The organism is Mycobacterium sp. SMC-4, assembly GCF_050205565.1.
GTDB lineage: Bacteria > Actinomycetota > Actinomycetes > Mycobacteriales > Mycobacteriaceae > Mycobacterium.
This window is the reverse complement of the sequence record NZ_JBNMQU010000007.1, coordinates 97,315-116,946: the sequence shown is the minus strand read 5'-3', so window position 1 is coordinate 116,946 and position 19,632 is coordinate 97,315. Positions and strand designations below refer to the sequence as shown.

At 68.0% G+C, this 19,632-nt stretch carries 16 protein-coding genes; 11 read left to right on the top strand and 5 right to left on the bottom strand.

From position 1 onward, the window contains the following. Nucleotides 1-3: 3 nt before the first annotated feature. The 10 genes from ACQI46_RS13995 to proB all read left to right on the top strand — a co-directional run bounded on the left by ACQI46_RS13995 (nucleotide 4) and on the right by proB (nucleotide 13,019). A complete protein-coding gene (locus ACQI46_RS13995) occupies nucleotides 4-1,257 on the top strand; it encodes a saccharopine dehydrogenase family protein (protein WP_427094611.1) in 1,254 nt (417 codons plus the stop codon). 26 nt (nucleotides 1,258-1,283) lie between these two features. Further along, a complete protein-coding gene (locus ACQI46_RS13990; protein WP_427094610.1) occupies nucleotides 1,284-3,977 on the top strand; it encodes a valine--tRNA ligase in 2,694 nt (897 codons plus the stop codon). After that, nucleotides 3,977-5,395: a bifunctional tetrahydrofolate synthase/dihydrofolate synthase gene (gene folC / locus ACQI46_RS13985; RefSeq protein WP_427094609.1), complete on the top strand. Its 1,419-nt coding sequence runs from the start codon at nucleotides 3,977-3,979 to the stop codon at nucleotides 5,393-5,395. Before ACQI46_RS13990 ends, folC begins: the two co-directional genes overlap by 1 nt. Beyond that, nucleotides 5,392-5,781 carry a DUF4233 domain-containing protein gene (locus ACQI46_RS13980; RefSeq protein ID WP_427094608.1) on the top strand — a complete coding sequence of 130 codons (390 nt, stop codon included), beginning with the start codon at nucleotides 5,392-5,394 and terminating at the stop codon, nucleotides 5,779-5,781. Before folC ends, ACQI46_RS13980 begins: the two co-directional genes overlap by 4 nt. A 21-nt stretch (nucleotides 5,782-5,802) precedes the next feature. Beyond that, a complete protein-coding gene (ndk, locus tag ACQI46_RS13975) occupies nucleotides 5,803-6,213 on the top strand; it encodes a nucleoside-diphosphate kinase (RefSeq protein WP_427094607.1) in 411 nt (136 codons plus the stop codon). Nucleotides 6,214-6,546: 333 nt separating this feature from the next. Further along, nucleotides 6,547-9,591 carry an Rne/Rng family ribonuclease gene (locus ACQI46_RS13970; RefSeq protein ID WP_427094606.1) on the top strand — a complete coding sequence of 1,015 codons (3,045 nt, stop codon included), beginning with the start codon at nucleotides 6,547-6,549 and terminating at the stop codon, nucleotides 9,589-9,591. A gap of 158 nt (nucleotides 9,592-9,749) precedes the next feature. Continuing rightward, entirely contained in the window at nucleotides 9,750-10,073 is a 324-nt protein-coding gene (rplU, locus tag ACQI46_RS13965; RefSeq protein WP_427094605.1) for a 50S ribosomal protein L21, read from the top strand. Between the two features lie 17 nt (nucleotides 10,074-10,090). Next, a complete protein-coding gene (gene rpmA, locus ACQI46_RS13960; protein ID WP_427060742.1) occupies nucleotides 10,091-10,357 on the top strand; it encodes a 50S ribosomal protein L27 in 267 nt (88 codons plus the stop codon). Nucleotides 10,358-10,443: 86 nt separating this feature from the next. Next, nucleotides 10,444-11,883, top strand: coding sequence for a GTPase ObgE (gene obgE / locus ACQI46_RS13955; RefSeq protein ID WP_427094604.1), 1,440 nt, complete (start codon nucleotides 10,444-10,446; stop codon nucleotides 11,881-11,883). Beyond that, a complete protein-coding gene (gene proB, locus ACQI46_RS13950) occupies nucleotides 11,883-13,019 on the top strand; it encodes a glutamate 5-kinase (protein WP_427094603.1) in 1,137 nt (378 codons plus the stop codon). The genes obgE and proB overlap by 1 nt, the downstream gene beginning before the upstream one ends. 35 nt (nucleotides 13,020-13,054) lie before the next feature. On the opposite strand, the gene ACQI46_RS13945 is transcribed toward proB, so the two are convergent. The 5 genes from ACQI46_RS13945 to ACQI46_RS13925 form a co-directional block, all read right to left on the bottom strand. Continuing rightward, complete coding sequence (locus tag ACQI46_RS13945; RefSeq protein ID WP_427094602.1) at nucleotides 13,055-14,014, bottom strand: alpha/beta fold hydrolase; 960 nt, start codon at nucleotides 14,012-14,014, stop codon at nucleotides 13,055-13,057. A gap of 111 nt (nucleotides 14,015-14,125) precedes the next feature. After that, nucleotides 14,126-15,451, bottom strand: a complete 1,326-nt coding sequence (locus ACQI46_RS13940) for an HNH endonuclease signature motif containing protein (RefSeq protein WP_427094601.1) — start codon at nucleotides 15,449-15,451, stop codon at nucleotides 14,126-14,128. 44 nt (nucleotides 15,452-15,495) lie between these two features. After that, on the bottom strand, nucleotides 15,496-16,131 hold the full coding sequence (locus tag ACQI46_RS13935; protein ID WP_427094600.1) for a hypothetical protein: 636 nt from the start codon (nucleotides 16,129-16,131) through the stop codon (nucleotides 15,496-15,498). Continuing rightward, nucleotides 16,128-16,970, bottom strand: a complete 843-nt coding sequence (locus ACQI46_RS13930; protein ID WP_427094599.1) for an NAD-dependent protein deacetylase — start codon at nucleotides 16,968-16,970, stop codon at nucleotides 16,128-16,130. The genes ACQI46_RS13935 and ACQI46_RS13930 overlap by 4 nt, the downstream gene beginning before the upstream one ends. 35 nt (nucleotides 16,971-17,005) lie before the next feature. After that, a complete protein-coding gene (locus ACQI46_RS13925) occupies nucleotides 17,006-17,545 on the bottom strand; it encodes a cysteine hydrolase family protein (RefSeq protein ID WP_427094598.1) in 540 nt (179 codons plus the stop codon). Between the two features lie 43 nt (nucleotides 17,546-17,588). Here ACQI46_RS13925 and ACQI46_RS13920 point away from each other — a divergent pair, with 43 nt between their 5' ends. Further along, the gene (locus ACQI46_RS13920) at nucleotides 17,589-19,631 is read left to right on the top strand and encodes an NAD(+) synthase (protein ID WP_427094597.1); all 2,043 of its coding nucleotides are present in this window, start codon (nucleotides 17,589-17,591) and stop codon (nucleotides 19,629-19,631) included. Nucleotide 19,632: the final 1 nt, after the last annotated feature.

Below are 19,632 nucleotides of genomic sequence, written 5' to 3'. Positions count from 1 at the left end.
CACATGGCTGCTGACGAACGCGAATTCGACATAGTCCTCTACGGCGCGACCGGATTCGTCGGGAAACTGACGGCCCAGTACTTCGCGACTTCCCAGCACGGCGCGCGGATCGCGCTGGCCGGGCGCTCCGCCGACCGGCTGCTCGCGGTCCGGGAGACATTGGGCGCCGAGGCCCAAGACTGGCCGTTGATCACCGCCGACGCGTCGCAGCCGTCCACTCTGGCCGACATGGCGGCGCGTACCCGTGTCGTGGTCACCACAGTCGGGCCCTACCTGCGGTACGGCGAACCGCTGGTGGCGGCGTGCGCCGCGGCCGGGACCGACTACGCCGACCTCACCGGCGAGACCCTGTTCATCCGGCGGTGCATCGACACCTATCACAAGCAGGCCCACGACACCGGCGCGCGCATCGTGCACTCGTGCGGCTTCGACTCCATCCCGTCCGACCTGACAGTCTTCGCGTTGTACCGCCAGGCCGAGCGCGACGGCACCGGGCAACTCGAGGACACCAACCTCGTGGTGCGCCGGTTCGCCGGCGGTGTGTCGGGCGGAACCGTCGCCTCCATGACCGAGCTGGCCCGGGAAGCGTCGCTCGACCAGGAAGCGCGGCGGCTGCTCGAAGACCCGTACACGCTGACCCCCGACCGGGCCGCCGAACCGCCGCTGGGGGCGCAGCCCGACGCGCGGTGGCGGCGAGGCCGCGAGATCGCGCCCGAACTCGACGGCTACTGGGTGGGAGCCTTCCCGATGGCGCTGCCCAACACCCGCATCGTGCGGCGCACCAACGCGTTGCTCGAGTACCCGTACGGACGACGATTCGAGTACGCCGAACAGATGAGCACCGGACGGTCGGTGGTCGCGCCCGTCGCTGCCGCGATGGCCACCGGCGGCAACGTCGCCACGATGGGCCTGGGCAGCAGATTCCTCAACCGTGTACCGCGCGGGATGCTCGAGCGGGTGCTGCCCAAACCCGGGACCGGACCCGACGAGCGGACCCGGGAGCGCGGCCACTACACCGTGGAGACCTACACCACCACCTCGAGCGGCGCGCGCTACCGCGCCACCATGTCCCAACAGGGCGACCCTGGCTACAAGGCCACCTCGGTGCTGCTGGCTGAGAGCGGTCTCGCGCTGGCGCTGGACCGCGACAAGCTCTCTGACCTGCGCGGAGTGTTGACGCCGGCCTCGGCGATGGGCGATGCGCTGCTGACGCGTCTCCCGGCCGCAGGGGTGTCGTTGGAGGTCTCTCGGCTCTGACCCCGCAGCCTTCCTAGAATGGCTCGGTGACCTCCCAGCCTCTCACCAACCCCGGTCTCGATGCCCTGCCCAAGACGTGGGATCCCGCGGCGGTCGAAACCGGACTCTACGAAGGCTGGGTGAACGCCGGGTACTTCACCGCCGACCCGGCCAGCAGCAAGCCGGCGTACTCGATCGTGCTGCCCCCGCCCAATGTCACCGGCAGCCTGCACATGGGCCACGCGCTCGATCACACGCTGATGGATGCCCTCACCCGCCGCAAGCGCATGCAGGGCTTCGAGGTGCTGTGGCTGCCGGGGATGGACCATGCCGGCATCGCCACCCAGACGGTCGTGGAGAAGCAGCTCGCCGCAGACGGCAAGACCAAAGAGGACTTCGGCCGCGAACTGTTCATCGAGAAGGTGTGGGACTGGAAACGCGAGTCCGGCGGCACCATCGGTGCGCAGATGCGGCGCCTCGGCGACGGCGTGGACTGGAGCCGCGACCGGTTCACCATGGACGAAACCCTCTCGCGCGCCGTGCGCACCATCTTCAAGCGTCTTTTCGACGCCGGGCTGATCTACCGGGCTGAACGGCTGGTCAACTGGTCGCCGGTGCTCGAGACCGCGATCTCCGACCTCGAGGTGAAATACGAGGACGTCGAAGGCGAACTCGTGTCGTTCCGTTACGGCTCGCTGTCCGACGACGAACCCCACATCGTGGTGGCGACCACGCGGCTGGAGACCATGCTCGGCGACACCGCGATCGCGGTGCACCCCGACGACGACCGTTACCGTCATCTGGTGGGCCAGACCCTCCCGCACCCGTTCCTGGACCGCGAAATCATCGTCGTTGCGGACACGCACGTCGATCCCGAATTCGGAACCGGCGCAGTCAAGGTCACCCCGGCGCACGACCCCAACGACTTCGAGATCGGGGTCCGGCACCAGTTGCCGATGCCGTCGATCCTGGACACCAAAGGCCGCATCACCGACACCGGCACGCAGTTCGACGGGATGGACCGGTTCGAGGCCCGCGTCGCGGTGCGCGAGGCGCTGGCGGCCGAGGGCCGCATCGTCGCCGAGAAGCGTCCGTACCTGCACAGCGTCGGGCACTCCGAGCGCAGCGGGGAGCCGATCGAGCCGCGGCTGAGCCTGCAGTGGTGGGTGAAGGTCGACGCCCTGGCCAAGGCGGCCGGCGACGCGGTTCGCAACGGCGACACCGTGATCCACCCCGCCAGCTTGGAACCGCGGTGGTTCGGCTGGGTCGACAACATGCACGACTGGTGCATCTCCCGGCAGTTGTGGTGGGGTCACCGCATCCCGATCTGGCACGGACCCGACGGCGAGTTCGTCTGCGTCGGGCCGGACGAGACGCCGCCCGAGGGCTGGGAGCAGGACCCCGACGTGCTGGACACCTGGTTCAGTTCGGCGCTGTGGCCGTTCTCGACGATGGGCTGGCCCGAGCGCACCCCGGAACTGGAGAAGTTCTATCCGACGACTGTGCTGGTCACCGGATACGACATCCTGTTCTTCTGGGTGGCGCGCATGATGATGTTCGGCACGTTCGTCGGTGATGACCCGGCGATCACCGGCGGTGCCGCCGGCGGCGCGCGCCCGCAGGTGCCGTTCCAGAATGTCTTCCTGCACGGCCTGATTCGCGACGAGTTCGGCCGCAAGATGAGCAAGTCGCGCGGAAACGGCATCGACCCGCTGGACTGGGTGGAGAAGTTCGGCGCCGACGCGTTGCGGTTCACCCTGGCCCGCGGCGCGAGCCCGGGCGGCGACCTGTCGATCGGTGAGGACCACGCCCGCGCCTCGCGCAACTTCGCCACGAAACTGTTCAACGCGACCCGGTTCGCGTTGCTCAACGGCGCCGCCCCGGCGCCGCTGCCGCCGGCCGAGCAGCTCACCGACGCCGACCGGTGGATTCTGGGCCGGTTGGAAGAAGTTCGCGCCGAGGTGGATTCGGCGTTCGACGCCTACGAGTTCAACCGCGCGTGCGAGGCGCTGTACCACTTCGCCTGGGACGAGTTCTGCGACTGGTATGTCGAGCTGGCCAAAGTGCAACTCGGCGAGGGGATCTCACACACGACGGCAGTGTTGGCCGCCGTCCTCGACGCTCTGCTCAAGCTGCTGCACCCGGTGATGCCGTTCGTCACCGAGGTGTTGTGGAAGGCCCTGACCGGGGCGAGCGAAGCGCCGGGACATGTGGAATCGTTGGTCATCGCCGACTGGCCCGTGCCCAGCGGCATCAGCCTGGATCCCGTTGCGGCGCAGCACATCGCCGACATGCAGAAGCTGATCACCGAGGTGCGCAGATTCCGCAGCGACCAGGGCCTGGCCGACCGGCAACGGGTCCCGGCGCGGCTGTCTCAGATCAGCGCGGCAGGCCTGGACGCGCACGTGCCGGCGGTCAGCGCGCTGGCGTGGTTGACACCGCCGACCGAGGATTTCTCGGCCTCTGCCGCGGTGGAGGTGCGCCTGTCGAATGCCACGGTCGTGGTCGAGGTCGACACCTCGGGCACCGTCGACGTGGCCGCCGAGCGGCGCCGGCTCGAAAAGGATCTCGCCGCCGCGCAGAAGGAACTGGCGGGTACCTCGGCCAAGCTGGGCAACGACGCGTTCCTGGCCAAGGCGCCGGCCGATGTCGTCGACAAGATCCGAGCCCGCCGGCAGGTGGCTCAGGAGGAAGTCGAGCGGATCACCGCACGCTTGGGCGCACTACCGGCGCAGCCCTGATGAGCACCTCCGAGCCCACTCCCGACGAGGTTGCAGCGCTGCTGCAGGTCGAGCACCTGCTCGACCAGCGGTGGCCGGAGACCAAGATCGAGCCGAGCACCGCGCGAATCTCGGCGTTGATGGAGATGCTCGGCTCGCCGCAGCAGGGCTATCCGTCGATCCACATCGCCGGCACCAACGGCAAGACCTCGGTGGCTCGCATGGTCGATGCGTTGTTGACCGCGCTGCACCGGCGCACCGGCCGCACCACCAGCCCGCACCTGCAGTCGGCGGTAGAACGCATCAGCATCGACGGCGTCCCGGTGAGCCCGGCCACCTACGTCGAGACCTACCGTGAGATCGAGCCGTTCGTCGAACTGGTCGACCGACAGTCCGAAGCCTCCGGTGGACCCCGGCTGAGCAAGTTCGAGGTGGTCACCGCGATGGCTTTCGCGGCGTTCGCCGACGCCCCGGTCGACGTGGCCGTCGTCGAGGTCGGGCTCGGTGGCCGCTGGGACGCCACCAACGTCGTCAACGCCCCGGTCGCGGTGATCACGCCCATCGGGATGGATCACACCGACTATCTGGGGGACAGCATCAGCGCCATCGCCGGGGAGAAGGCCGGCATCATCACCAAGCAGCGTGACGACCTCGTCCCCACCGACACCGTCGCGGTGATCGGACGTCAGGATCCGGAGGCCATGGAGGTCCTGCTCGCACAAGCGGTCCGCGCCGATGCCGCGGTCGCACGAGAGGACTCCGAGTTCCGCGTGCTCAGCCGAGCGCTGGCGATCGGTGGTCAGCTGCTGGAGCTGCAGGGCCTCGGCGGGGTCTACTCCGATATCTTCCTGCCCCTGCACGGCGAACACCAGGCGCACAACGCCGTGCTCGCGCTGGCGGCGGTGGAGGCGTTCTTCGGCGCCGGTGCGCAACGCCAGCTCGACGTCGACGCCGTGCGCGCGGGCTTCGCGGGCGTCACCTCTCCCGGCCGTCTGGAGCGGATGCGCAGCGCGCCAACGGTATTCATCGATGCCGCCCACAATCCGGCCGGAGCCGCGGCGCTGGCGCAGGCGTTGGGGGAGGAGTTCGACTTCCGCTATCTCGTCGGCGTGGTGTCGGTGATGGCCGACAAGGACGTCGACGGTCTGCTGGCGGCTCTGGAGCCGGCCTTCGACCAACTCGTCGTCACCCACAACGGGTCGCCGCGCGCCTTGGAGGTCGACGCGCTGGCCGTCAAGGCCGAGGAGATCTTCGGTCCCGAGCGGGTGGTGGTGGCGGCCACGCTGCCCGACGCCATCGAGACCGCCACGGCGCTGGTCGAGGACTCCGGCGCCGACAGCGAGACAGGAGCCGCGATGAGCGGCGCCGGGATCGTGATCACCGGCTCGGTGGTGACCGCCGGTGCTGCGCGGACCCTGTTCGGAAAGGACCCGGCATGAGCGCACCGACCTCGCCCCCCGACCCGTGGCGCAGCTTCCGCGGCGTCATGGCGGGCACGCTGATCCTGGAGGCGATCGTCGTCCTGCTCGCGCTGCCCGTCATCGGCGCGGTGGGCGGCGGTCTGAGCCCGCTGTCGACGGGCTACGTCGTCGGGGTCGCGGTGCTGTTGGTGTTGATGGCCGGCGTGCAGGGCCGCTCCTGGGCCATCTGGGCGAATCTGGCCGTGCAACTGCTGCTGGTCGTCGGCTGGCTGATCTATCCCGGACTGGGCTTCATCGGACTGCTGTTCGTCGTCGTCTGGCTGCTGATCGCCTACCTGCGCGCCGAGGTGCTCCGCCGGCAGCGGCGCGGGCTGCTGCCGGGCCAGCAGATCGAGCCCGAGTAACCAGTCGGTAGGCTGTCGCCCGTGACTGAGCGAACCCTGGTTTTGATCAAGCCCGATGGTGTGCAGCGTCGACTGATCGGCGAGATCATCAGCCGGATCGAAGCCAAAGGCCTCGACATCGTGGCGCTCGAACTGAAGAACGTCAGCGACGACCTGGCCCGCGCTCACTACGCCGAACACGACGGCAAGCCGTTCTTCGGCTCGCTGCTGGAGTTCATCACGTCCGGTCTGGTGGTTGCCGCCGTCCTCGAGGGGCCGCGGGCCATTGCGGCCTTCCGTCAGTTGGCCGGCGGCACCGATCCGGTCGAGAAGGCGATCCCGGGCACCATTCGCGGTGACCTGGGCCTGGAGACGCAGTTCAACCTCGTGCACGGCTCGGACTCGCCGGAGTCCGCGGCCCGCGAGATCGATCTCTGGTTCCCGGCCGGTTAGCCGGGCGGCCGGAGCCGCTGCCGACGCGACGGACCCCGGCCTGAACGGTCCACGTGTTGTGGTGTGGGATACTGGGCTCGGGTGACCGTCTTGACAGACCCGGGACGGCCACCCGAATGAAGACTTCGACGAGCGCGACCATCGCTGCTGCGGTGCGGCGCGGACCGTCCAGCCATCATTCAGACCGGCACTGAGCCTGATCCCGCGGGATCTACTCGGAGCAAGACCATAACGAGTTCGGGGAACCGAGAAATCGGAGCTCGAACGCCAAATCGGAAGCCCTCGCGTGGCCGCGTCAGCAACACGACGCGCCCGGGGGCTTGAGGAGAATACGTGGCCGACAATGAGAATTTTGAAGCTCCGACCCACGATCTCCCGGAAGAGGTGCAGCAACCAGCTGTCTCTGCCGGTGGAGCCAAGCAGGCACCTCAGGAACGCCTGAGAGTCCATTCGCTGGCGCGGGTGCTCGGTACCACCAGCCGGCGCATCATCGACGCACTCCTCGAGCTCGACGGCCGTACCCGCAGCGCGCATTCGACCATCGGGCGCGAGGAAGCCGACCGGGTGCGCGAGGTTCTCGCTCAGCCCGAAGCTGAAGCCCAGCCCGAACCCGAAGCCTCCGCCGAGGCGCCGCCTGCGGACGAACCCGCAACCGAGGCCCCCGCCGAGACGGATGCGCCCGCAGCCGAGGCGGACGCGCCCGAGCCGCCGGCCGAGGCGGACGCGCCCGAGCCCCAGGCGCCGGCCGCCGTCGAGGAAGAGCCCGAGCCCCAGGCGCCGGCCGCCGTCGAGGAAGAGCCTGAGTCCCGGCTCATCCTGGAGACCCCACCTGCGCCGGCCGCGGAGCCGGCCGACTACCTGCCGCTGTTCGTCGCACCGCAACCGGTGCGGTTCGAACCCGACGACGACAGCGACGACGACGACTCCGACGACGATGCCGACGCGGATTCCGACGAGGACTCCGACGACGATCAGGGTGGTCGCCCCGCCGCCAAGCGGCGCCGTCGCGGCCGCCGCGGGCGCGGTCGCGGTCGGGGTGAGCAGAACGGGGACGACGCCTCGTCCGACGGCGACGGCGAGACCCCGGCCGATACCGACAGCTCGGACACCGATTCCGACGACGACGATGACAGCGGCGACGACGACGGCAACGGCGGAGACGCGAGCACCCGCCGTCGCCGGCGCCGCCGTCGCCGCAAGTCCGGCTCCGGTGACGACAACGACGGCACCTCACCCGACGACCCGCCGAACACGGTCGTGCACGAGCGCGAACCCCGCAAGAACGACCGCAACGACAAGTCCACTTCCGATCCCGACGCCATCCAGGGCATCAGCGGTTCCACCCGGCTGGAAGCCAAACGGCAGCGGCGCCGCGACGGCCGCGACGCCGGCCGCCGCCGGCCGCCGATCCTGTCCGAGGCCGAGTTCCTGGCCCGGCGGGAGGCCGTCGAGCGCGTGATGGTGGTGCGCGACAAGGTCCGCACCGAGCCGCCGCACGAAGGCGCCCGCTACACCCAGATCGCCGTGCTCGAAGACGGTGTGGTGGTTGAACACTTCGTCACCTCGGCGGGTTCGGCCTCGCTGGTCGGCAACATCTATCTGGGCATCGTGCAGAACGTGTTGCCGTCGATGGAGGCGGCGTTCGTCGACATCGGCCGCGGACGCAACGGCGTGCTCTACGCCGGTGAGGTGAACTGGGAGGCCGCGGGTCTGGGCGGGCAGAACCGCAAGATCGAGCAGGCGCTCAAGCCCGGCGACTACGTCGTCGTCCAGGTGAGCAAGGACCCTGTCGGTCACAAGGGCGCCCGCCTGACCACGCAGGTGTCGCTGGCCGGCCGCTATCTGGTGTATGTGCCGGGTGCGTCGTCCACCGGGATCAGCCGCAAGTTGCCCGACACCGAACGCCAGCGGCTCAAGGAGATCCTGCGCGAGGTGGTGCCGTCGGATGCCGGCGTGATCATCCGCACTGCCTCCGAGGGCGTCAAGGAAGACGACATCCGTTCTGACGTCGAACGCCTGCAGAAGCGGTGGAACGAGATCGAAGCCAAGGCCGCCGAGATCACCGCCAAGAAGGCCGGCGCCGCGGTCGCGCTCTACGAAGAGCCTGACGTGCTGGTCAAGGTGATCCGCGACCTGTTCAACGAGGACTTTTCCGGGCTGATCGTCTCGGGCGACGACGCGTGGAAGACCATCAACGACTACGTCGAGGACGTCGCGCCCGAGCTCATGCCGCGGTTGACCAAGTACGAGCCGGCCTCGAACGACGGGCCGGATGTCTTCGCCGTGCACCGCATCGACGAACAGTTGACCAAAGCCATGGATCGCAAGGTGTGGCTGCCGTCGGGCGGCACCCTGGTGATCGACCGCACCGAGGCGATGACCGTCGTCGACGTCAACACCGGCAAGTTCACCGGCTCGGGCGGCAACCTCGAGCAGACCGTCACCCGCAACAACCTCGAGGCCGCCGAGGAGATCGTGCGCCAGCTGCGGCTGCGCGACATCGGCGGCATCGTGGTCATCGACTTCATCGACATGGTCCTCGAATCTAACCGTGACCTGGTGTTGCGCCGGTTGACCGAAGCCCTGGCTCGCGACCGCACCCGCCATCAGGTGTCGGAGGTGACGTCGCTGGGGCTGGTGCAGCTGACGCGCAAACGTCTGGGTACCGGGCTCATCGAAGCCTTCTCCACCTCGTGCACGCACTGTGGTGGACGCGGCATCGTGCTGCACGGTGACCCGGTGGACTCCAACTCCTCTGGAGGAGGCGGCGGCGGACGCAAGTCGGACAACGGGGGCGGTAGCAGCCGCCGCAGCAAGCGTGGCAAGCGCGCCGCTCGTGAGCCGCAGGATGTGCAGGTCGCCAAGCTGCCGTCGCACAGCCCGGGTGAGCACCCGATGTTCAAGGCGATGGCCGCCGCGAACGGCAAGGACGAGGACGACGACGATCGCTCCGAGGACAACGAGCAGACCGCTGAAGAGGTGGCCGAGCTCGAGCCGGACGCCGTGCGGCGCGCCGTCACGGCGCGCGACTCCGATGAGGACGACACGGACGAGGACGCCGACGATGCGGACATCGACGAATCCGACGACTCTGAGGAGTCGGACGAAGACGAGATCGACCTCGACGACGACGAGGAGGAGATCGAGGACGACATCGACGTCGTCGACTCCGATTCTGACGACGATTCCGAAGACGACGACTCCGAAGACGACGATTCCGATGATGACGACTCCGACGAGGACGACTCCGAGGACGACGACTCAGACGAGGACGAGGATGAGGACGACGAGGTCGAGGTGCCTGTCGTCGTGTCCCGCCCGGGCCGGCAGCGTCGGCGAGCGGCAGCTCGACCGGCCGGGCCACCCGCCAACGACTGAGCGGTTTGATTCTCCAGCCGCTGGTCACGTAACCTTGAGCAGTTGTCTCCTGGGCCTGCCCCTGGCCGGCCGGAGAGCGGGATGAGTTTCCCGCACCAGACCCGCACGCACACCCTCGGGTGATGCGCGCCCGCACGCGAAGCAGAGGAAGACCAACGATGGCAGCGCAAACAGCCACGTACGCGATCGTGAAGACCGGCGGCAAGCAGTACAAGGTGGCCGCCGGCGACATCGTCAAGGTGGAGAAGCTCGACGCCGAGCCCGGTGCCTCGGTCTCTCTGCCCGTGGCCCTGGTGGTCGACGGCGCGAACGTGACCACCGACGCGAAGGCCCTGGAGAAGGTCGCGGTCACCGGTGAGGTGCTCGAGCACACCAAAGGCCCGAAGATCCGGATCCACAAGTTCAAGAACAAGACCGGCTATCACAAGCGCCAGGGCCACCGTCAGCAGTTGACGGTGCTCAAGGTCACCGGCATCAAGTAAGGACGGGAGCGACAGACATGGCACACAAGAAGGGCGCTTCCAGCTCACGCAACGGTCGTGACTCGAACGCGCAGCGTCTCGGCGTGAAGCGGTTCGGCGGTCAGGTCGTCAAGGCCGGCGAGATCCTGGTCCGTCAGCGCGGCACTCACTTCCACCCCGGCGTCAACGTCGGTCGTGGCGGTGACGACACCCTGTTCGCGACCGCGCCCGGCGCCGTCGAGTTCGGCACCAAGCGCGGACGCAAGTTCGTCAACATCGTGCGCGTCACCCGCAGCGAGGCCTGACTTCTCCGTCGAGATCACCGTTTTGCTCGCCGGGCTCTCGCACGTCGCCCGCAAAACGAGAGATTTCGTCCTGGAAAGGAAGTCCGATGCCCCGGTTCATCGACCGCGTCGTCGTTCACGCGCGGGCCGGTAACGGCGGTAACGGGTGCGCCTCGGTGCACCGCGAGAAGTTCAAGCCGCTCGGCGGTCCCGACGGCGGCAACGGCGGTCACGGTGGCAGCGTGGTGTTCGTCGTCGACCCGCAGGTTCACACCCTGCTCGACTTCCACTTCCACCCGCACATCGTCGCGCCCTCCGGCAAGCAGGGCGCGGGCAGCAACCGTGACGGAGCCGCCGGCGACGACCTCGAGGTGAAGGTGCCCGACGGCACCGTCGTCCTCGACGAGAACGGTCATCTGTTGGCCGACCTCGTCGGCGCCGGCACCCGCTTCGAAGCTGCCGCCGGCGGACGCGGCGGCCTGGGCAACGCGGCGTTGGCGTCGCGGGCTCGCAAAGCCCCGGGATTCGCTCTGCTCGGCGAAAAGGGTCAGATCCGAGAGCTGACCCTGGAGCTCAAGACGGTCGCCGACGTCGGCCTCGTCGGATTCCCCTCGGCCGGCAAGTCGTCGCTGGTGTCGGCGATCTCGGCCGCGAAACCGAAGATCGCCGACTATCCGTTCACCACCCTCGTTCCCAACCTGGGCGTGGTGTCGGCGGGCGAGCACACCTTCACCGTCGCTGACGTTCCGGGTCTGATTCCCGGCGCGTCGGAAGGTCGGGGACTGGGCCTGGACTTCCTGCGCCACATCGAGCGGTGCGCGGTGCTGGTCCATGTCGTCGACTGCGCCACACTCGAATCCGACCGCGACCCGATCTCCGACATCGAGGCTCTCGAAGCCGAGCTGGCCGCTTACACCCCGACGCTTCAGGGCGACTCCACCCTCGGTGACCTCGCGCAGCGGCCACGGGCGGTGGTGCTCAACAAGATCGACGTCCCCGACGCCCGCGAGCTCGCCGAGTTTCTGCGCGAGGACATCGCCGAGAAGTTCGGTTGGCCGGTCTTCGAAGTGTCCACCGTGACCCGGGAAGGGTTGCGGCCGTTGACGTTCGCTCTGTGGGACATGGTGGCGGCCTATCGCGCCGCGCAACCCGAGGTGGTGGCGCGTCGTCCGGTGATCCGACCCATCCCCGTCGACGAGACGGCGTTCTCGGTCGAGCCCGACGGCGAAGGTGGGTTCATCGTGCGCGGGGCGCGCCCCCAACGCTGGGTCGCGCAGACCAACTTCGACAACGACGAAGCCGTCGGTTACCTCGGCGACCGGTTGGCGCGTCTGGGTGTGGAAGACCAGTTGCTCAAACTCGGCGCCAAACCGGGGTGCGCGGTCACCATCGGCGACATGACCTTCGACTGGGAACCGCAGACACCGGCCGGCGTGGACGTCCATCTGTCCGGCCGTGGCACCGATGTGCGACTCGAGCAGACCGGCCGCGTCGGGGCCGACGAACGAAAAGCAGCGCGCAAGGCCCGCCGGGAGACCCGGGAGTGATGACCGCGCACTCCGGTGATCCGGCGCGCTCCGCGCACCGGGAATCCATCCGCAACGCCCGCTCGGTGGTCGTCAAGATCGGCACCACAGCGTTGACCACGCCGGAGGGCAAGTTCGACGCGAGCCGCCTGCAGTATCTCGCCGACGCGATCGAAGCGCGGATGAAGTCCGGTTCGGACGTGGTGATCGTGTCCTCGGGTGCGATCGCCGCCGGAATCGAGCCGCTCGGGTTGAGTCGGCGGCCCACCGATCTGGCCACCAAGCAGGCCGCGGCCAGTGTCGGGCAGGTGGCGTTGGTCAACTCGTGGAGCACGGCGTTCGCTCGCTACCACCGCACCGTCGGCCAGGTTCTGCTGACCGCGCACGACATCTCGATGCGCGTCCAACACACCAACGCCGCCCGCACGCTGGACCGGTTGCGCGCCCTGCACGCGGTCGCCATCGTCAACGAGAACGACACCGTGGCGACCAACGAGATCCGATTCGGCGACAACGATCGGCTCTCCGCGCTGGTCGCGCACCTGGTGGGTGCCGACGCGCTGATCCTGCTCTCGGACATCGACGGCCTCTACGACAGCGACCCCCGTAAGGGGAACGCGCGGTTCATCGCCGAGGTGGCCGGACCCGCGGACCTGGACGACGTCACCGCCGGGCGGGGCAGCAGCCTGGGCACCGGCGGCATGGTCTCCAAGTTGTCCTCGGCGCTGCTGGCCGCCGACGCCGGGACTCCGGTGCTGCTGGCCGCGGCCTCCGACGCGGCGTCGGCACTCACCGACGCCTCGGTGGGCACGGTGTTCGCGCCGCGAGCCGAGCGAATGTCGTCGCGCAAGTTCTGGGTGCGCTACGCCGCGGAAGCCAACGGCACCCTGACCCTCGACGACGGTGCGGTCAAAGCTGTTGTGCAGCAACGACGGTCATTGCTGCCGGCGGGTATCACGGCCCTGTCAGGCCGCTTCTACGGCGGCGACGTCGTCGAATTGCAGGCCCAGGATGGGACTGTGGTCGCCCGGGGAGTGGTCGCCTACGACGCAGGGGAACTGGCCACCATGCTGGGTCGGTCCACCTCGGACCTGCCGGCGGAGATGCGGCGTCCTGCCGTGCACGCCGACGACTTGGTCCGCGTCTTTCCCGGCTGATTCTCCGGCGGGTCAACCGTTCGCGGTTGGCTGACTCACGGCGATCCGGAGAGCAGATCCAGCAGCGCCCGGTTGACCTCGTCGGGCCGCTCCTGCTGAATGCAGTGTCCTGCGTCGTCGATGATCAGCTCACGATAGGGCCCGCTGACCACCTCTGCATAGCGGTCGGTACGCGTGAACGACAGCACCGGATCGTCGGAGCCGATGATGGACAACGATGGAGCCGTGATCGTGGTGGCCGGTGTGTCGGCGGTCAGCTCCCAGTTTCGGTCGAAACAGCGATACCAATTCAGCGCACCGGTGAACCCTGTGCGGCTGAATTCCCTGATGTAGTAGTCGAGTTCATCTTGACTCAACCAAACCGGCAGAGCCTCCGGTTCCGGCAGCCGGTCGACATAGCCTTCTGGTCCTGTCCGCTGCATAGCAGCGGCCAGCTCCTCACGCGTTGACCGCCCGGCCAGCGCGCGTCGTATCGTTGTCGCCGGGTCGCGCCCCAAATCGGCGTCGGCAACCCCGGGCTCCTGGAAGTAGAGAATGTAGAAGAAGTTCTCGCCGAAAATGGTGCGCCAGACCGTTGTCGGCGGCTTCCGTGACCGAGGTACCGGCGGTCCGCCCAGGCCCGCGACCGCGCTGACCCGGTCGGGGTACAACAACGGCAGATTCCACGTGACTATCGCGCCCCAATCGTGGCCCACGAAAGCGGCTCGTTCAGCGCCGGCGTAATTCAGCAGGCCGATCAGGTCGCCGGTCAACGCGTCGATGCTGTAAGCATCGACCGCATCGGGCCGCGATGACCCGCCGTAGCCACGTTGATCGGGCGCCAACACGTGATATCCGGCCTCGGCGAGTACCGGTATCTGGCGCCGCCACGAATAGGCCAGCTCCGGAAAGCCATGGGCCAGCACCACAAGTGGGTCCCCGGGACGGCCCGCCTCGAGCGTGCGCAACTGCACACCGTTCGTCCCGATGACCCGCTCGGTGACCGTCACGCCCATCGGCGAACTGAATCACACAACCAGCGTCCCGACAACCGTGAGTCGTCGTCAGCCGGCGGACAATGCCGCCGAGCTTCACGAGAGCCCTCGGTGCGGCGATAGCCGCCGCACTCAATTGTCCGTGGGGGGTGGGGGTTCGAAGGGGTCGTAGCACCACCAGTCGACGCGATCGCCGAGCGGGCCGCGACACGGTGGAACATCTGGTGGGGGTGTGCTCGGTGGCCTGGCCAGCGAGCCGGGGTGCAGGGGGTCACCGTCGGCGTCGGTGACGACGAGGTCGGTGGCCGGTCCGGTGAGGGTGATGTCGCCGCGGTGGTGGGCCCGATGGTGATACGGGCACAGCAGCACCAGGTTGTCCAGTTCGGTGGGACCGCCGTCTTCCCAGTGTCGCAAGTGGTGGGCGTGCAGCCCGCGGGTGGATTCGCAGCCGGGGACCGCGCAGGTCGGGTGCCGTCGTTCCAGCGCACGGCGTAGCCGCCGGCTGATGGTGCGGGTGGCGCGTCCCGCGCCGATGGGTTGGCCGTCGCGTTCGAACCACACCTCACAGGTCGCGTCACAGGTCAGATACCTGCGGTCGCCGTCGGAAAGCAGCGGCCCTAGATGCAGCGACCCGATTTTGTCCTTGACATCGAGGTGGACGATGACGGTGGTGCGCTGCCCGTGCGGACGGTGCGCCACTTCGGCGTCCCAACCTGTGTCGACCAGCGCCAGGAATGCGTCGACCCGGTTGGGCATCGGCGGGCGCACCCGCACCGGCCCGTCGTCACCGAAATCGTTGAAGCCCAACTGGTCATCGTCGGGGTTGGCGCTGAAGCTGTCGTCCGGGTCGTCGTCGCCGGTGTCGTTGCCGCGCTGGTGTTTCCAGTCGGTGATCAGGCCGTCGTGGTGGGCCGCCAGCGCAGACTCGAACCTCGCCGATTCCGGTGCGGGCAGGGTGATCCGCCAAGTCGTGTAGCCATCATCTCTGGTGGACTTGCTGATACCGGTCTGCGGTTCCGGGTTGGGCTTGGGCGGTTTGGGTTCCGATTTCACCGCCGTGCGCAACTGATTCACCGTGGCCACACTGGCCAGCTGCGCATAGTGGGCATCTGAGCCGTCGGCGGCGTTCTTGGCGATCACCCCGACCTGATCCAACGACAGCCTGCCTTCGCGCATCCCCGCCGCACACAACGGGAAAGCCTCCAAACGCTGTGCGACCGCTGCGATGGTCTCGGCGTTGCCCGAGGAACACCCGATCTTCCAGGCCACCGTCGCCGCCAGCGACCGCGCCCCGGTCATCCCCCACAGACAGCGCCCCTCCATCTCGGCAGCGATCTCCACGATGCGCCCATCGATGGCATTACGCTGGCCGGTCAGCTCGGCGAGCTCGTCGAACAGCTCGTCCAAGCGATCAGCCGGACCCACCTCGGGGCCGACCAACTCCTCGACGGAAGACATACCCCCATCATGCCGACGGGGTCCGACAAAAATCTGTATCCGGCTCAGCGAGAGAGGTTTTCGGACAGTGCGGCCAGACGCGTCCAGACCGTCTTGATCCGTCGGGCGCGTTCCTCGGCGTCGTCGACGGCGTCGCTGTCGGTGCGGCGCACCGGGATGCCGTGAGCCTTGGCAGTCTGGATCAGCGCCTCGCGCACCGCCGGATCGGCCATCAACAGCGTGGGCACCACTCCTGGACTGAGCGTGCGACGCCGGAACGTGCCCTTGTAGTTGACCTCCGCCGGGATCCGCACATCGAAGACGGGGCGCAGCGCGTCTCCGGTGAGCGCCACGAGCGCCGTCAGCGCCGCATCGGAGACCAGTCCGAGCGCGATCCGCCGCCCCGGGAAGCGCGGCACCGGGAGCTTCCCGAGCTGGCGGTCCAGGGCTCCGGAGACGAGATAGCCGAGGAGACTGTGCGTTTCGATGTCCTTGACGTCGGACCAGTCCACGGAGTCTCCGTCGAACTCCACCGATTCGGCACTGATGACCAGCGCGCCGAAGTGGTTGAGCTGACGCAGCACCTCGTCGAGGGGGCCCGGGGCCCGGCTGATCTGCACGACGAGATCTCCCAGCCCGAAACCCCAACGGCCCCGGACGGGCCCGGCGTTCGGCCGCAGACGTGCCAGTGCCGTGGTCATGCCGAGGCCGGAGTCGTCGCGGCGGGCAGCTCATTGGCCAACAACGCCAGCATGGGGGAGCAGCCGTTGTCGATCTTCACTGTCGCCAGGTCGTCGCCGCGGGTGGGTCCGCGGTTGACGATCGCCACGGGTATCCCGCGCGCAACCGCGTGCCGGACGAACCGGTACCCCGAGTACACGGTCAGTGACGATCCCGCGACCAGCAGGGCGTCGGCGTTGTCGACCATCGAAAAAGCAACCTCCACACGGGGTTTGGGGACACTGTCACCGAAGTAGACGATGTCGGGTTTGAGCATGCCGCCGCACGCCGGACAGTCGACGACGCGGAAGTGCGAGGTGTCCTCGACCATGGCGTCGGCGTCGGGTGCGACGGCGATGGCGCCGACGGCTTCGGCGCGTTCCAGGAACCCCGGGTTCGCGGCAGTGAGCAGGTCGTGCAGCGCGGCCCGCGACATCGAGTGACCACACTGCAGACAGATCACCCGCGCATACGTTCCGTGCAGGTTCACCACCGCTTGGCTGCCGGCCTTGGTGTGCAACAGGTCGACGTTCTGGGTGATCAGCCCGGTGACCACCCCGGCGCGCTCCAACGTGGCCAGCGCGCGATGCCCGGCGTTGGGCATCTTGTCGTCCATGTGGCGCCAGCCGACGTGGTTGCGGGCCCAGTACCGCTGCCGGAACACCGCATCGGAGGTGAACTGTTGAATGGTCATCGGGTTGCTGGGCGGGGAGTCCGGGCCCCGATAGTCGGGGATGCCCGAGTCGGTGGACATGCCGGCGCCCGTGAGCACCGCGACACGACAACCGCGCAGCAGCGCGACCAGTTCGGGGGACTCCACGACCTCCACAGTAGGCATCGCCGACGACACCGAAATCAGTGCAGGCAATCCGAGGCAGCGATCAATTCTGCGCTCATGTTCTGCTCCATCATGCGCAACGCCGCATCACCCAGGTCAGGGTCGATGTGGGCGACGGCATCGCGGGGGATGACCACCGGGAAGTGCCGGACGTAGGCGTCCAGCGCGGTGTAGAGGATGCACTGTTCGGTCACCTGCCCGGTCAACACGACCCGCTCGGGTTCCAGCTGAGTCAACAGGTATGCCAGCGAGGTCGCGTAGAACGCGCTGTGCCGCACTTTGGTCATGACCCGGAACCCTTGCTGCGGGACGATCGGTTTGACCAGGTCGGGACGTTCGCCGTCGAGCGCCGACCGCACGATGTCGCTGAACTCGGCGGTGAAGTCACCGTAGTTGTCGTTGACGTAGATGAGGTCCACGTCGTCTCGGCCACGGGCATCGGCGATGAGTTTGGCCAACGGGTCGACGATCGCCTCGACGTTCGGCGCCAGTTTCTCGGCGTCGGGGTGGTCGTAGGTATTCATCATGTCGATGATCAGCACCGCGGTCTTGGTCATGTCGCTTGCATACCCCGTGGCGGTTGCGGGCAACAATGTGGGCATGGATTTCTACTCCGCTTACCGGCACGGCTTCGTCCGCGTCGCGGCGTGCACCCACCACACCGCTCTGGCCGACCCCGCGGGCAACGCCGACGCGGTGCTGCAGCTGGCGCGCGAATGCCACGACGACGGTGTGGCTTTGGCGGTGTTCCCCGAGCTGACCCTGACGGGCTACTCGATCGAGGACATCGTGCTGCAGGATGCTCTGCTGGAGGCGGTCGAGGAGGCGGTGGCGTCGATCACAGCGGCGTCGGCCGAGCTGCTGCCGGTGCTGGTGATCGGAGCGCCGCTGCGCCACCGCAACCGGATCTACAACACCGCGGTCGTCATCCATCGCGGTCAGGTGCTGGGCGTGGTGCCGAAGTCCTACATCCCCAACTACCGCGAGTTCTACGAGAAGCGGCAGATCGCCCCCGGTGACGACGAACGCGGCGAGATCCGGCTGGCCGGCACCGATGTGCCGTTCGGGTCGGACCTGTTGTTCGCGGCGGCCGATGTACCGGCGTTCGTGCTGCACGTCGAGATCTGCGAGGACATGTGGGTTCCGATCCCGCCCAGTGCGGAGGCCGCGCTGGCCGGAGCGACGGTGCTGGCCAACCTGTCGGGCAGTCCCATCACCATCGGCCGCGCCGACGACCGCTGCCTGTTCGCCCGGTCGGCGTCGTCGCGCTGTCTGGCCGCATACGTCTACGCCGCCGCCGGTGCCGGCGAGTCCACCACCGACCTGTCCTGGGACGGGCAGACCATGATCTGGGAGAACGGCGTGTGCCTGGCCCAGTCCGAACGGTTCCCGACGGGCCCGCGACGTTCGGTGGCCGACGTCGACGTCGAGTTGCTGCGCAACGAGCGGGTGCGGATGGGCACCTTCGACGACAACCGCCGTCATCACGTCATCGACGACGACGCGTTCCGGCGCATCGAGTTCCGGCTCGACCCACCCGGTGATGACATCGGCCTGCTGCGCGAGGTGGAACGGTTCCCGTTCGTGCCCTCTGATCCCGACCGGCTCGAACAGGACTGCTACGAGGCCTACAACATCCAGGTGGCCGGGCTCGAGCAGCGCCTGCGCGCGTTAAATTTCCCCAAGATCGTGCTGGGCCTGTCCGGCGGTCTGGATTCCACGCACGCGCTGATCGTCGCGGCCCGGGCGATGGACCGAGAGGAGCGGCCGCGCAGCGACATCCTGGCGTTCACGCTGCCGGGCTTCGCCACCGGGGATCGCACCAGGAACAACGCGACCCGGCTGGCCGAAGCACTCGGGGTGACCTTCGAGACCATCGACATCTCCGAAACCGCGCAGTTGATGCTCTCGGAGATGGATCATCCGTTCGCGCGCGGGGAGAAGGTCTACGACGTCACCTTCGAGAACGTCCAGGCCGGCCTACGGACCGATTATCTGTTCCGGTTGGCCAACCAGCGCGGCGGCATCGTGCTGGGCACCGGCGACCTCTCCGAGCTCGCGTTGGGTTGGTCGACCTATGGGGTGGGCGACCAGATGTCGCACTACAACGTCAACGGGGGCGTGCCGAAGACGTTGATTCAACATCTGATTCGGTGGGTGATCTCGTCGAACCAGTTCGATGACACCGTCAACGAGGTGCTGCAGTCGGTGCTCGACACCGAGATCAGCCCGGAGTTGGTGCCCGCCGGCGAGGACGAGGAGATCCAGAGCAGCGAGGGCAAGGTGGGACCGTATGTCCTCCAGGACTTCTCGCTGTTCCAGGTGCTGCGCTACGGATTCCGGCCGTCGAAGGTGGCGTTTCTGGCCTGGCATGCGTGGAGCGACCCGCAGCGCGGGGACTGGCCCGCCGGACTGCCGGACGACAAGCGGCCGTCGTACTCGCTCAAAGAGATTCGGCACTGGCTGCAGGTGTTCGCGCAGCGGTACTACTCATTCAGCCAGTTCAAACGCTCGGCGCTGCCCAACGGACCGAAAGTGTCTGCGGGCGGGTCGTTGTCGCCGCGCGGTGACTGGCGTGCCCCGTCGGACATGTCGGCGCGCACCTGGCTCGACGAGATCGAACGGTCGGTTCCCGAGGGTTGAT